The sequence below is a fragment of the Clavibacter michiganensis subsp. tessellarius genome (assembly GCF_021922985.1).
Lineage (GTDB): Bacteria > Actinomycetota > Actinomycetes > Actinomycetales > Microbacteriaceae > Clavibacter > Clavibacter tessellarius.
Genome location: NZ_CP040788.1, coordinates 2,470,204 through 2,482,384, shown reverse-complemented (window position 1 = coordinate 2,482,384; position 12,181 = coordinate 2,470,204). Strand labels below are relative to the sequence as shown.

13 protein-coding genes are annotated in these 12,181 nt (G+C 75.1%); 8 read left to right on the top strand and 5 right to left on the bottom strand.

The features are described from left to right. Positions 1 to 12: 12 nt before the first annotated feature. The gene (locus FGG90_RS11675; protein ID WP_094126954.1) at positions 13 to 759 is read right to left on the bottom strand and encodes a phosphotransferase; all 747 of its coding nucleotides are present in this window, start codon (positions 757 to 759) and stop codon (positions 13 to 15) included. Between the two features lie 72 nt (positions 760 to 831). Between FGG90_RS11675 and FGG90_RS11670 the strand changes: the two genes are divergently transcribed. Further along, complete coding sequence (locus FGG90_RS11670; protein WP_094126956.1) at positions 832 to 2,235, top strand: MFS transporter; 1,404 nt, start codon at positions 832 to 834, stop codon at positions 2,233 to 2,235. 74 nt (positions 2,236 to 2,309) lie between these two features. Continuing rightward, positions 2,310 to 2,771 carry a hypothetical protein gene (locus FGG90_RS11665; RefSeq protein ID WP_094126958.1) on the top strand — a complete coding sequence of 154 codons (462 nt, stop codon included), beginning with the start codon at positions 2,310 to 2,312 and terminating at the stop codon, positions 2,769 to 2,771. 11 nt (positions 2,772 to 2,782) lie between these two features. On the opposite strand, the gene pcp is transcribed toward FGG90_RS11665, so the two are convergent. Beyond that, the gene (gene pcp, locus FGG90_RS11660; RefSeq protein WP_094126960.1) at positions 2,783 to 3,424 is read right to left on the bottom strand and encodes a pyroglutamyl-peptidase I; all 642 of its coding nucleotides are present in this window, start codon (positions 3,422 to 3,424) and stop codon (positions 2,783 to 2,785) included. A gap of 108 nt (positions 3,425 to 3,532) precedes the next feature. Between pcp and FGG90_RS11655 the strand changes: the two genes are divergently transcribed. Both FGG90_RS11655 and FGG90_RS11650 read left to right on the top strand, forming a co-directional pair. Continuing rightward, positions 3,533 to 3,793, top strand: a complete 261-nt coding sequence (locus tag FGG90_RS11655; RefSeq protein WP_094126962.1) for a hypothetical protein — start codon at positions 3,533 to 3,535, stop codon at positions 3,791 to 3,793. A 2-nt stretch (positions 3,794 to 3,795) separates the two neighbouring features. Further along, the gene (locus FGG90_RS11650) at positions 3,796 to 4,053 is read left to right on the top strand and encodes a hypothetical protein (protein WP_237583359.1); all 258 of its coding nucleotides are present in this window, start codon (positions 3,796 to 3,798) and stop codon (positions 4,051 to 4,053) included. A 32-nt stretch (positions 4,054 to 4,085) separates the two neighbouring features. On the opposite strand, the gene FGG90_RS11645 is transcribed toward FGG90_RS11650, so the two are convergent. Together FGG90_RS11645 and FGG90_RS11640 are read right to left on the bottom strand one after the other, a co-directional pair. Further along, entirely contained in the window at positions 4,086 to 4,742 is a 657-nt protein-coding gene (locus tag FGG90_RS11645; protein WP_237583358.1) for a class F sortase, read from the bottom strand. Positions 4,743 to 4,747: 5 nt separating this feature from the next. Next, positions 4,748 to 5,461 carry a CHRD domain-containing protein gene (locus tag FGG90_RS11640; RefSeq protein ID WP_094126964.1) on the bottom strand — a complete coding sequence of 238 codons (714 nt, stop codon included), beginning with the start codon at positions 5,459 to 5,461 and terminating at the stop codon, positions 4,748 to 4,750. 261 nt (positions 5,462 to 5,722) lie between these two features. Between FGG90_RS11640 and FGG90_RS11635 the strand changes: the two genes are divergently transcribed. Both FGG90_RS11635 and FGG90_RS11630 read left to right on the top strand, forming a co-directional pair. Continuing rightward, a complete protein-coding gene (locus tag FGG90_RS11635) occupies positions 5,723 to 6,226 on the top strand; it encodes an RNA polymerase sigma factor (RefSeq protein WP_237583356.1) in 504 nt (167 codons plus the stop codon). Then, positions 6,223 to 6,984, top strand: coding sequence for a hypothetical protein (locus tag FGG90_RS11630; protein WP_094126968.1), 762 nt, complete (start codon positions 6,223 to 6,225; stop codon positions 6,982 to 6,984). The genes FGG90_RS11635 and FGG90_RS11630 overlap by 4 nt, the downstream gene beginning before the upstream one ends. A gap of 30 nt (positions 6,985 to 7,014) precedes the next feature. On the opposite strand, the gene budC is transcribed toward FGG90_RS11630, so the two are convergent. Beyond that, positions 7,015 to 7,782, bottom strand: a complete 768-nt coding sequence (gene budC, locus FGG90_RS11625) for a meso-2,3-butanediol dehydrogenase (protein WP_094126970.1) — start codon at positions 7,780 to 7,782, stop codon at positions 7,015 to 7,017. A 251-nt stretch (positions 7,783 to 8,033) separates the two neighbouring features. Between budC and FGG90_RS11620 the strand changes: the two genes are divergently transcribed. Then, complete coding sequence (locus tag FGG90_RS11620; RefSeq protein WP_237583354.1) at positions 8,034 to 8,684, top strand: 4'-phosphopantetheinyl transferase family protein; 651 nt, start codon at positions 8,034 to 8,036, stop codon at positions 8,682 to 8,684. A 48-nt stretch (positions 8,685 to 8,732) separates the two neighbouring features. After that, a complete protein-coding gene (locus tag FGG90_RS11615; protein WP_094126972.1) occupies positions 8,733 to 12,104 on the top strand; it encodes a thioester reductase domain-containing protein in 3,372 nt (1,123 codons plus the stop codon). Positions 12,105 to 12,181: the final 77 nt, after the last annotated feature.

Genomic DNA, 12,181 nt, shown 5'->3' with positions numbered 1-12,181 from the left:
CCGGGTCGGCGTTCAGCCTCCGGGTGCGCGGTCCGCGGCGAGGATCTGGCGGAGATGCGCGGCGTCGGCCCGGTAGAGCACGGCCTCGTCGCGGAGGTGCGGCCTGCCGAGCTCGTCGGCCTTGGCGTCGGACATCTCGGCGAGGTCGTGGAGGCGCAGCATGGCGACGCGGATCACGTCGGTCCAGGTCGCGTCGGATCCGTACGCGTCGAGGAGCAGGGCCACCCGGCGGCGGGCGTCGTCCATGCCGGGCGCGCCCTCCGGCGTCGATCCCGTGAGCGGCACCGCGCGCGTGGCGAGGTACGCGATGTCCCAGATGCGCGGGCCGGGCGAGCACATGTCCACGTCGATCACGCCGGTGAGGCGGCCGTCGGCGAAGACGAGGTTGTGCGGCGCGAAGTCGTTGTGGCAGATCACCTCGGCGGGCACCTTGACCTCCGACTGCCACACGGCGCCACCGAGCATGAAGCCGACGCTGGCGTCGTGCAGCTCGCGGAGGCGCCGGCCGGCCTGGACGAGCACGTCGTCGGCCCAGATCCAGTCGGGCAGCGGGTAGACGGGCACGGTGCCGTCGAGGAACGTGAGCCGCTCGCGGCCGCCCTCGACGCCGAGCGGCTCGGGGATCCCGTCGACGCCCGCGAGCGCCAGGTGCCGCAGGTAGCGGTGCACGGTCGGGGTCCAGGGGCCGGCGTCGCGGAGGACGGTGTCGCCCTCGCGCTCGACGCGGTTCATGTTCCCGCCGTCGAGGGGTCCGTCCATCGGGCCAGCGTAGGGGCGGGTCCGTTCGCCCGGCGACCCTGCCGCGACACGTCCACCGACTAGGTTGCGAGCATGAGCACCACCGCGCCCGGACGCATCGACGAGCCCGCCGCCCCGCCCCGCCGACGCGTCGCCGCGTGGGCGCTGTGGGACTGGGGGTCCGCGGCCTTCAACGCGGTGGTCACCACCTTCGTCTTCAGCACGTACCTCGCCAGCAGCCTGTTCGTGGATCCGGCCATCGTCGCCGCCGCCGGGGACGACGCCCGGAACCCGGCGCTCGTGGCCGCGAAGGCCGACACGTCCGGCGTCATCTCGCTCGCGCTCACCCTCGCGGGCCTCCTCATCGCGGTGCTCGCGCCCGTGCTCGGGCAGCGCTCCGACGGATCCGGGCGGCGACGGCTCTGGCTCGGGATCAACACCGGGATCGTGGTGCTCGCGATGCTCGGCATGGTCTTCGTGGAGCCCGTGCCGTCGTACCTGTGGCTCGGCGCCGTGCTGCTCGCGACCGGCAACGTGTTCTTCGAGTTCGCGAGCGTGAACTACAACGCGATGCTCGTGCAGGTGAGCACGCCGCGCACGGTCGGGCGCGTGTCCGGCCTCGGTTGGGGCATGGGCTACGTGGGCGGCATCGTGCTGCTCGCGCTGCTGCTCGGCCTCTTCCTCTTCGACTTCGGGACGCCCGGCGCATCCGGGCTCCTCGGCCTGCCGTCGGGCGAGGCGGGCGGCGCGCTCGACGTGCGCATCGCGATCCTCGTCGCCGCGATCTGGTGCGCCGTGTTCTCGATCCCCGTGCTGGTGGGCGTGCCCGAGATCGCCGCAGCGCCGGGTCGCGCGCGGCAAGGGATCCTCGCGTCGTACGGCACGCTGTTCCGCCGGATCGCCGAGCTGTACCGGGAGTCGCCGCGCGTGCTCGTGTTCCTGCTCGCGAGCGCCGTGTTCCGCGACGGGCTCGCGGCGGTGTTCACGTTCGGGGCGATCATCGCCGCCCAGGTCTTCGGGTTCACGACCACCGAGGTGCTGCTGTTCGGCGTCGCGGCCAACATCGTGGCCGGCATCGGCACGTTCGCGGCCGGCTGGTTCGACGACCGGTTCGGCGCGAAGCCCGTCATCCTCGTGTCGCTCGCGTGCCTCATCGTCGGCGGGTCCGCGGTGCTCGCGGTCGGCGACGCCAAGGCCGGCTTCTGGGCGACGGGCCTGTTCCTCTGCCTCTTCGTGGGGCCGGTGCAGTCGTCGAGCCGCACGTTCCTCGCGCGGATCTCCCCCGCCGGCCGCGAGGGCGAGATGTTCGGCCTCTACACGACCACCGGCCGCGCGGTCTCGTTCCTCGCGCCCGGCCTGTTCGGCATCGCGGTGGCGATCACGGGCGACACCCGCTTCGGCATCATCGGCATCGTGATCGTGCTGCTCGCGGGGCTGCTGCTGATGCTGCGGGTGCGCGGGGCGGATGCGCGGGTGGGGGCGGCGTCCGCGTCCTGAGCCCGTGCGCCGGAGGCGACTCCCGTCCGTGTCGTAGCGTGGACGGACGACGACCGGCGAGGAAGGGGATCACCGTGGATCGCCGCGCTCTCGCCCCCGCGGTCGTCGCGGTCGCGGCGTTCTCCGCGTTCGCGTTGACGGCGTGCGGCTCCCCCGAGGACGGGACGCGGGATGCGTCGACCCCCACCGGGCCCCTCATGGACGACCTCCGGACCGCGATGCAGCAGGACGGCCGGGACGTGTACGGCGGACTCGCCGGCTCGGGCGACGAGCCGCAGCGCTCCTCGATCCAGATCACGGGCGAGCGCGACGGGCTCGCCGTCTACGCCCTCTGCTCCGCCGATGCGGAGGAGGGCGAGGCGACCGTCCGGATCGCCGACGAACCGCCCGCGACGCTGTCCTGCGCCGATGGCGGCGAGCTGCAGGTGCTGGATGCCGACGTCGCCCTGACCGGCGCACGGCTCACGGTCGGCGTCGAGAGCGCCCCGGCCGGATCCACGTGGGCGATCGCCGCCGGTCCGGCCGACCGGGGCTGAGGACCGACCGATCAGTCGAGCGACCCGCCGCCCACCTTCACATCGGTCGCGTTCGCGAGGGTCGCCTTCACGACGGCGGTGAGGGCCGTCGCGAGCTGGTCCATGCGCATGTAGGGGCGGTCGGTGCCGATCGCCTCCTCCGTCGAGTACGGGATGTGGACGAAGCCGCCGCGGGTGCCGGGGCGGTCGCGCAGCTCGTGCATCAGCAGGTAGAAGACGTGGTTGCAGGTGTAGGTGCCCGCGGTCTGCGAGACGACCGCGGGGATGCCCTTCGTGCGCACGGCCGCGACCGCCGCCTTGATCGGCAGGGTGCTGAAGTACGCCGCCGGGCCGCCGTCGACGACCGGCTCGTCGATGGGCTGGAAGCCCGTGTTGTCGGGGATGCGGGCGTCGTCGACGTTGATCGCGACGCGCTCCACCTCGAGCGTCTCGATGCCGCCCGCGAGGCCCACGGAGATGACGACGTCCGGATCCACCTCGGCGAGCGCCGCCCGCAGCGCGTCGTCGACCTTCGCGAAGTCGACGGGCAGCTGGCGCACCTGGATCTCCGCGTCGCCGTCCCAGCGGTCGCGCACCTCCTGCACGGCCGTCCACGACGGGTTGCTGGTGTCGCCGTCGAAGGGCTCGAATCCGGTGAGGAGGACGGTGGGCATGCGGGGGCTCCTGACGGATCGGGGAGGAGGGGCGGGATCCACGGTACGCCCCGCGCCCACCGGAGGCCGATCCGCCGCGGGAGCGATCCCGACCGCTAGCTTCGGGGCATGATCTCCTCCCCGGGCGCCGGCATCGGCATCGTCCTGTACGTCCTCGTCGTCCTCGCGCTCGTGGTGCTGTCGATCGTCGCGACCGTCGTGCTCATCCGGCTCGCGCTCGTCGCGCGGCGGACGCTCCTCGTCACGACCTCGCTGCAGGAGGCGCGGCTCGAGCTGATCCGCGAGCAGACAGCGCGGCTGCAGGCGGACGACGGGGACGCGGGCGGCCCGTACGCTCCCGGATCCGGTCCCTCCGGCCCGGCCGCCTGATCGTGGACGGCAGGTACGACAGCATCCTGCTGCCGAGCGGCTACGACGTCGTCTGGTCGCTGTCGCTGCTCGTGGTCGTCGCGCTGCTGGCGCTCGGCGCGGTGGCGCTCGTCGTGCTCATCCGGGTCGCGCTGGCCGGCCGCCGCACCCTCGCCGCGACGGCCGCGCTCGGCGAGGCCCGCCTCGAGCTGGCGCGTGAGCGGGCGGCGCGGCTGCGCGCGGGATGGCCGGATGCCGGCGAGGCGGATCCGGACTCCTGACGCCGGCGCGCGGCGCACGTCACGGTTGCGGATCAGCTCACGGGCTCCGCGAACACGACGAGGTTGTCCTCGTAGTGGCCGACGCTGCGGTCGAAGACGCCGCCGCAGGTGATGAGGCGGAGCTGGTCGGTGGGCTGCGCGCCGAACACGCGCGCGGTCGGGAAGTCGGCCTTGGCGAAGTCGGCGACCTCGGTCACGGAGTAGCGCGTGGTGCCGCCGTCGACGTCCTGCACGGACACCTCGTCGCCCACGCCGAGCTCGGCGAGCCGGGCGAACGCGGCGGGGCCGACGCGGGAGTCGACGTGCGCGGCGATCACGGTGGGGCCGCGTCCGCCGGGGCGGCCGCCTCCGGTGAACCAGCCGACGTCGTCGAAGTCGACGGGCACCTCCATCCGGCCGTCGGGCGCGATCCCGAGGTCGATGAGCGGCTGGTCCAGCTCGATGGCGGGGATCGCGACGCGGGTCGGGACCGCGCCGAGGCCCTGCACGACCTGGGGGTCGGTCGTGGGCGGGACGCTCGACGCGGCGTTCGGGGGCGCGTCCGCCGGGGCGGTCGCGAGGGCTTCCGGCGGAGCGGCGGCGGGAGCGGGCGCGCATCCGGCCAGCACGGCCAGCGGGATCAGCGCGCCCGCGAGCACCGCGGCCCGACGGGTGCGCCGCGTGGGGGCGCCGACCGGGTCGCGGTGCACGGGGATCAGGACTCCTGGGCGCGGTGGCGGCGCATCAGCACGACGCCCGCCGCGGCGAGCGCGACGGCACCGCCGCCCGCGACGAGCGGGAGGGCGGCCGAGGGGGAGGCGGCGGATCCGCCGGCACCCGTGTCGACGCCGCCGACCGGCACCTGGGTCAGCTGGCCGCGCACGGCGCCCGCGGCGAACGACGCGGTGTGGCTGTCGGCCGCGAACGCGGACGGGTCGGCCTCGATCTGCGCGACCGTGAAGCCCTCGCCGGTGTCGGCGTTCTGCGCGCTCATGATCCCGGTGGTGAACGGCCCCTGCATGCAGCCGGAGCTGGTGCGCGTGCCGTTCCCGGCGTCGGCAGGGTTCGGGAAGGCGATGCGCGGCGGGCCGGCCTTGCCGACGGCGGCCTGGTGGATGTGCGTGGCCGTCTTCGCGGGGCTCTTGTACTCGCCGGTGACGCCCGTGAGGGTGATGTCGTAGCAGATCGTGTTCGACGTCGAGTCGAGGCGCAGGTCGAAGCGGCCGGTGGCGCCGGGCTCGCCGGGGGTCGCGACGCCGTCGGCGTTCAGCACCTGGTCGGGCGTCGCCATCACGGTGAAGGCGCTCGTGAAGCGCTCCGGCTCGGGGACGGTGGTCTCGGCGGACGCGGGCATCGCGGCGAGGAGGGTGAGGGCGGCCGCGGCGGCGCCCCCGATGGTCGTGTTCCGGACGAGTCTCGTGTGCGTCATCGCGTGCAGCCTCTCGTGGTGGGGCGCCCGAGCGGGCACCGCTTCTGACAGGGCATACGCACGGCGGGCGGCGGGCGTTCATCGGGTGCCGGAATCCATCCGGGCGATCTCGTGCGGTCGGCGTCCCCTCCCGGCCCCGCGATGAACGCCGGCGCCTCCGCCGACGTATCCCCCGGTGAGGGCGCGCACCCGCCGCCTAGGCTGGAGATCACGATGGCGCTCGTCCTGACGCGTCCGGCACCTTCCTCCGAGCGGAGCACGATGAGCGCGTCCACGCCCGGCTTCGACGTGCGCTGGGCGTTCGCGGAGCACGGCGGCGCGCTGCTCGGCTTCGCGGTCAACGCCTTGCAGGACCGCCAGCTCGCGGAGGACTGCGTGCAGGAGACCTTCCTCCGCGCCTGGCGCGCCCGCGACTCCTTCGACGGCGAGCGCGGCAGCGCGCGCACCTGGCTGTTCGCGATCGAGCGGCGGGTGATCCTCGACGTGCACCGCGCGCGGGCCCGCACCCCGCGGGTCGTGGCCGAGGAGGAGGCGCCCGAGCAAGCGACGACGGAGGCGGATCCGCTCGACCGGCTCGGGATCGTCGAGGGCCTCGCGCGCCTCAGCGACGCGCATCGCGAGGCCGTCGTCGCCGTGCACCTCACCGGGCTCAGCTACCAGGAGCTCTCCACCGCCACGGGCGTGCCCGTCCCCACCCTGCGCACGCGCGTCTTCCACGCGCTCCGCGCCCTCCGCACGCACCTCGACGAAGGGGATCCCGCATGACCGATGACCGCACACCCCGGCCGGACGCCGCGGAGCCCGACGACCGCCGCGCCGAGCTGATCGCCGCCGTCCTCGCCGACGACCTCTCGCCCGCCGAGACCGCGGAGCTGGAGGCGATGCGCGCGGCCGACCCGACGATCGACGCGGAGATCGCGCTCCTCGGCGGCCTGCCGTCGGCGATCCGCGGCGTCGGAGCGTGGGAGGACGCGGAGCCGAGCGCGGAGCTGGCGCGGCGGATCGGGCTGATCTCGGACGGCGACGCGGAGCGCAGGATGACGGACGGACCCGCCGACCTCGACGCGCGACGCGCACGCCGCGGATCGCGCACCCGGCGCACCGCCCTCGCGATCGCCGGCGCCGCCGCCTGCCTCGCGATCGGCGCGGCCGGCGGCGCGCTCCTCGCGACCCCGCGCGCCGACGTCGCGGCCGGCCCGGCCGGCACCCTCGGCGCGCTCGAGGACGTGACCTTCGCCGGCGCGCCCGCGGGCGTCGACGTGCAGGGCGAGGTCGTGGCGCACACGTGGGGCACCGAGACGCTCCTCGCGGTTGACGGCCTCACGGTGGGCGACAGCTACTCCGTCGTGATCGTCGACGCGGCGGGCGGGGAGCACGCGTCCGGCACGATGCTCGGATCCGCGGTCCGCATCGACTGTCGCCTCAACGCCGACGTGCTGCGCGAGGACGCGGCGGCCGTGGAGATCCGCGACGCCGCGGGGGATCGCGTCGCCGTGGCGGAGCTGCCGCCGGTCAGCGCCTGATCGACCCCGCCGCGCCGCACGAGCGCGCCCTCACGCCTGCGAGGGCTGCCCGTTGCTCGCCGTGGTGCCGCCGTCGACCGGCAGGATCGCGCCCGTGATGAACGAGGCGTCGTCGCTCGCGAGGAACGCGATCGCGGCCGCCACCTCGTCGGCCTCGCCGCCGCGGCCGAGCGAGATGCGCTTGGCGAACTCCGCCTTCAGCTCCTCGTCGTCCTCCTTGCCGGCGACCAGCTCGGTCCAGATGAGGCCGGGCGCGACCGCGTTCACGCGCACGCCGTCGACGCCGTGGTCGAGCGCGGTGGCGCGCGTGAAGTTGCTCACGCCGCCCTTCGCCGCGTTGTACGCGCTCATGTGGTGGTCCGCCGCCATGCCCGACACCGACGAGACGTTGACGATGGATCCGCGCGTCTCGACCAGGTGGGGGAGCGCCGCGCGCGTGCCGTAGAAGACGCCCGAGAGGTCGGTGTCGATGACGCGGCGCCACTCGTCGTCGGTGATGTCCGCGATGGGGCCGGCCTGGAAGGTGCCGGCGTTGTTGACGAGCACGTCGAGGCGACCGTGCGCCTCGAGCGCGGTGGCGACGGCGCGGTCGGCGTCGGCCGAGACGGCGGCGTCCGCGACGAGCGCGGTGGCGCTGCCCGCGGGGAGCGAGTCGGCGACCGCGCGGATCTTGTCCTCCACGCTGTCGGTGATGACGACCTTCGCGCCCTCCGCGACGAAGCGGCGGGCCGTGGCCTCGCCGATGCCCGATCCTGCGCCGGTGATGATGACGACCTTGCCGTCGAAGCGTCCAGCCATGCTGATCCTCCTGGGTTCGCGGGGACGGCGGGCGCCGTCGCCGCGAGGCGCGCGGACCGCCGTCGGGAGCATCCAGCCGACTCCCCGCGGCCGCGATCGTCAAGGGCCGGGGAGGCGATTCGGAGGGGGCGAGGGGCGGGGATCCACGGCCCGAGCGCCGCCCTGCGCCCGACCGACGGCGCAGTGTAGCGCGCCGACAGGGACCCGGGAACCTCGGAGGAACCGCCGGTTTAGTTGTGTCAGTGCAACTAATGTCGCGGACCCCCTGGGAGGCCCTCCTCCCCGGATCCGTGGTCGTGGCGACGGCGGAGCACGACGTGGAGGGGATCCTCGCGGACGACGAGCTCGACGCCGTCGCGACCGCCCTGCCGGGCCGTCGCGCGGAGTTCGTGACCGGTCGCGTGCTCGCCCGGCAGGCGCTCGGCGCCCTGGGCATCCGCTCCGCGTCGATCCCCGTCGCCCGCAGCGGGGCGCCCGTGTGGCCGACCGGGGCGGTCGGCAGCATCACGCACTGCGTCGGGCTCCGCGCCTGCGCCGTGGGACGACGCGACGCGCACGCCGGGATCGGCATCGACGCGACGCCCGCCCGCCCCCTGCCCGGAGGCGTGCTGGCGCGCGTGGCGGACCTCGGCAGCGCACGCGTCGCCGCGGGCCTCGACGCGCTCCGGGCATCCGGGGTCGGGAGTCCGGACAGCGTGCTCTTCGCCGCCGCCGAGGCCGTCGCGAAGGCCCGGACGTCGGCGCACGGCGGGTGGCACGGCATCGACGGCGCGGACGTCGCGCTCCATCCGGACGGCTCCTTCGCCGCCCGGGCACGACGGGGACCGGCGTTCGCCGGGACCGGTCGGTGGGCGGTGGCCGGGGGGCTGGCGCTGGCGGGGATCGCGCTCGACGCGCACTGAAGCCGGTGCGCACGCGCGCGCCGGGACGAACGAGGAGAGGACCAGCACATGGGGAACGAACACGAGAACGAGCACCAGAACGAGCACGACGACACGTCGATCGAGGCGCTCTTCGCGCAGCACGCGGACCGTCCGGCGCTGCGGCAGCGGGCCGGGGCGGACATCTCGGACATCGGCTTCGGGGAGCTGTGGGACCGGGCGAGCGCGCTGGCCGCGGCGCTCGGGGAGACGGTGTCCGCCGGCGACCGGATCGCGGTGCTCGGCACCGCGACCGCGGACGCCGTCACCCTCGACCTCGCCACCTGGATCCTCGGCGCGGTGAGCGTCCCGCTGCAGGCGAGCGCGCCCCTCCCGGCCCTGCAGGGCATCGTCGAGGAGACCACGCCGGTCTGGATCGCGGTCACGGCCGAGCAGGCCGCGGTGGCCCGGGCGGTCGCCGAGGCCTCGGGCGACGGCATCCGGACGATGCTGATCGACGTCGCCGCCGGCACCGACGCCGACGCCGACGCCGACCTGACGCTCGACGGGCTCGTCGCCCGCGGGTCCGGCCTGCCGCGCATCAGCCCGTGGTATCCCGCACCCGGCGAGGACCCGCTCGCGCTCCTGCTCTACACGTCGGGCAGCACCGGCACGCCGAAGGGCGCGATGTACACGCGCTCCATGGTCGAGCGGATGTGGCACGCCATGCGGCCCGACCCCGCTGCGGAGGCCGGCGCAGCGGACGCCGCCGCCGCCATCGTCGGGTACGCCTACCTCCCGATGAGCCACCTCACCGGCCGCTCCGCCCTGTTCGCCACGCTCGGCCGCGGCGGCACGGTCGCGCTCGCGACCTCGAACGACCTGTCGGCGCTCTTCGACGACCTCCGGGCCTTCACCCCGACCGAGTTCGTGTTCGTGCCGCGCGTCGCGGAGATGCTGCGGCAGGAGGGCGACCGCGAGGAGCAGCGTCGGCTCGCCGCCGGCGGCGCCGCCGTGGACGCGGTCCGCGCCGAGGTCCAGGCCGACCTGCGCGTCCGGGCGTTCGGCGGGCGCATCGCCCAGGCGATCTGCACCAGCGCCCCGCTCACGCCCGAGCTCCGCGCGTACGTCGAGGAGTGCCTCGGGATCTCGCTGCACGACAAGTACGGGTCGACCGAGGCGGGCGGCATCCTCCACGACGGGGTCGTCCAGCAGCCTCCCGTCACCGAGCACAAGCTCGTCGACGTCCCCGAGCTCGGATACCGCACCACCGACCTCCCGCACCCGCGGGGCGAGCTGCTCATCAAGAGCGATGCCGTGATCGCGGGGTACTTCCGCCGGCCGGACGCCACCGCCGCCGTGTTCGACGAGGACGGCTTCTACCGGACCGGCGACGTCATGGCGCAGACCGGACCCGACACGTACGAGTACCTCGACCGCCGGAACAACGTGCTCAAGCTGTCGCAGGGCGAGTTCGTGGCGGTCGCATCGCTCGAGGCCACTTACGGCGGGACGCCCGAGGTGCACCAGGTCGCGCTGCACGGCGACAGCCGGCACGCGTTCCTCGTCGCGGTCGTCGTGCCGACGGAGGCCGGGGCGTCGGAGCGCGACGTCCTCGCCGCGCTCCAGCGCACCGCCCGGGAGCACGGCCTCGCCCCCTACGAGGTGCCCCGCGGCGTGATCGTCGAGCCGCAGCCGTTCACGGTCGAGGGCGGCATGCTCTCCGACGCCGGCAAGCTCCTGCGCCTGCGCCTCACGCAGCGGTACGGCGAGCGCTTCGCCGCCCTGTACGACGCGCTCGAGTCGCAGCAGAGCGGCACCCTCGTGGCCGCGCTCCGCGAACGCGCCGACGACGAGCCGACGGTCGACACGGTGGTGCGCGCCGCCCTCCTGCTCCTCGGGGCCGAGGTGTCCCCCGCGACCGCCGCCGCGGCCCGGTTCTCGGACCTCGGCGGGGACTCGCTGTCGGCGCTGACGTTCTCCGGGATCCTCGAGGACGTGTTCGACGCCGAGGTGCCCGTCGGCGTCATCACCGACCCGACCAACGACCTCGCCGCCGTCGCCGCGTTCGTGGAGCGCTCCGCCTCCGACGACCGGCCGACCGTGACGCGCGTGCACGGCGCCGGGGCATCCACCCTCCGCGTGGGCGACCTCCGCCTCGACCGGATGCTCGGCGGCATCCCGACGCCGGTCCCCCGTGCGTCCGCCCGCCCCGGATCCCGGACCGTGCTGCTCACCGGCGCCAACGGCTACCTCGGCCGGTTCCTCGCCATCGACTGGCTCGAGCGCCTCGCCCCGGAGGGCGGCACGCTGGTGTGCGTCGTGCGCGGCGCCGACGACGCGGACGCCCGGCGCCGCCTCGACGCCGCCTTCGCCGCCGACCCCGCGTTCGCCCGGCGCTTCGCCGAGCTGGCGGGCGCGCTCGAGGTGATGGCCGGCGACGTCAGCGAGCACCGCCTCGGCCTCGACGACGCGCGGTGGGAGGCCCTGGCCGGCCGGGTCGACCTCGTCGCGCACGCCGCGGCCCTCGTGAACCACGTGCTCCCGTACCCGGCGCTGTTCGGCCCGAACGTCGTCGGCACCGCCGAGGCGATCCGCCTGGCGATCGCCGCCGGCAGCGTGCCCGTCACCTTCGTGTCGAGCGTCGCCGTCGCGGGCGGCGCGCAGCCGGGCGCGACCGCGGACGCGGAGCCGTCCGCGCCCGCCGCGCTCGACGAGCACGCCGACATCCGCGTGATGATCCCCGAGTGGGCCGTCGGCGACGAGTACGCCAACGGGTACGGGGCGAGCAAGTGGGCGAGCGAGGTGCTGCTCCGCGAGGCGCACGAGCACCACGGCGTCCCCGTGGCCGTGTTCCGCTCCGACATGATCCTGGCGCACCCCCGCTGGCGCGGGCAGGTGAACCTCCCCGACGTCTTCACCCGGCTGATGTGGAGCGTGCTCACCACCGGGCTCGCCCCGGCCTCGTTCGTGCGGCGCGGCCCCGACGGCGAGCGGCAGCGCTCCCACTACGACGGGCTGCCGGCCGACTTCACGGCCGCGGCGATCGACGCGATCGGCGCGGCGCTCACCGAGGGGCACCGCACGTTCAACGTCGTGAACCCCCACGACGACGGCGTCTCGCTCGACACCTTCGTCGACTGGCTCCGCGAGGACGGCCACGACATCGAGCGCGTCGCGGACCACGCGGAGTGGGTCGAGCGGTTCCGCGACGCGCTGGCATCGCTCCCGGACGCGGACCGCGCCCGGTCCGTCCTCCCGCTGATGCACGCGTTCGCCGCGCCGGAGGAGCCGCACGCCGGCTCGGCGATCCCCGCCGACGCGTTCGCCGAGGCGGTCCGCGAGGTGCGCCCGCTCGGGTCACCGGAGATCCCGTCGCTCGACCGCGCGCTCATCACCAAGGTGGCGGACGACCTCGCCTTCCTCGGACTGCTCGCGCCGGCGCGGGCGGCGGCTGCGTGACGCCCCCGCGCGAGGACTGAGATCGAGGGGCCGGCAGCCATCAGCTGCCGGCCCCTCCGCACGTGTGGGCGGCGCGC

What these genes read in the sequence shown, in the direction of transcription:
- FGG90_RS11675 (WP_094126954.1), bottom strand. Translation starts at nt 759, where the DNA reads ATGGACGGACCCCTCGACGGCGGGAACATGAACCGCGTCGAGCGCGAG.
- FGG90_RS11670 (WP_094126956.1), top strand. Translation starts at nt 832, where the DNA reads ATGAGCACCACCGCGCCCGGACGCATCGACGAGCCCGCCGCCCCGCCC.
- pcp (WP_094126960.1), bottom strand. Translation starts at nt 3,424, where the DNA reads ATGCCCACCGTCCTCCTCACCGGATTCGAGCCCTTCGACGGCGACACC.
- FGG90_RS11655 (WP_094126962.1), top strand. Translation starts at nt 3,533, where the DNA reads ATGATCTCCTCCCCGGGCGCCGGCATCGGCATCGTCCTGTACGTCCTC.
- FGG90_RS11640 (WP_094126964.1), bottom strand. Translation starts at nt 5,461, where the DNA reads ATGACGCACACGAGACTCGTCCGGAACACGACCATCGGGGGCGCCGCC.
- FGG90_RS11635 (WP_237583356.1), top strand. Translation starts at nt 5,723, where the DNA reads ATGAGCGCGTCCACGCCCGGCTTCGACGTGCGCTGGGCGTTCGCGGAG.
- FGG90_RS11630 (WP_094126968.1), top strand. Translation starts at nt 6,223, where the DNA reads ATGACCGATGACCGCACACCCCGGCCGGACGCCGCGGAGCCCGACGAC.
- budC (WP_094126970.1), bottom strand. Translation starts at nt 7,782, where the DNA reads ATGGCTGGACGCTTCGACGGCAAGGTCGTCATCATCACCGGCGCAGGA.
- FGG90_RS11620 (WP_237583354.1), top strand. Translation starts at nt 8,034, where the DNA reads ATGTCGCGGACCCCCTGGGAGGCCCTCCTCCCCGGATCCGTGGTCGTG.
- FGG90_RS11615 (WP_094126972.1), top strand. Translation starts at nt 8,733, where the DNA reads ATGGGGAACGAACACGAGAACGAGCACCAGAACGAGCACGACGACACG.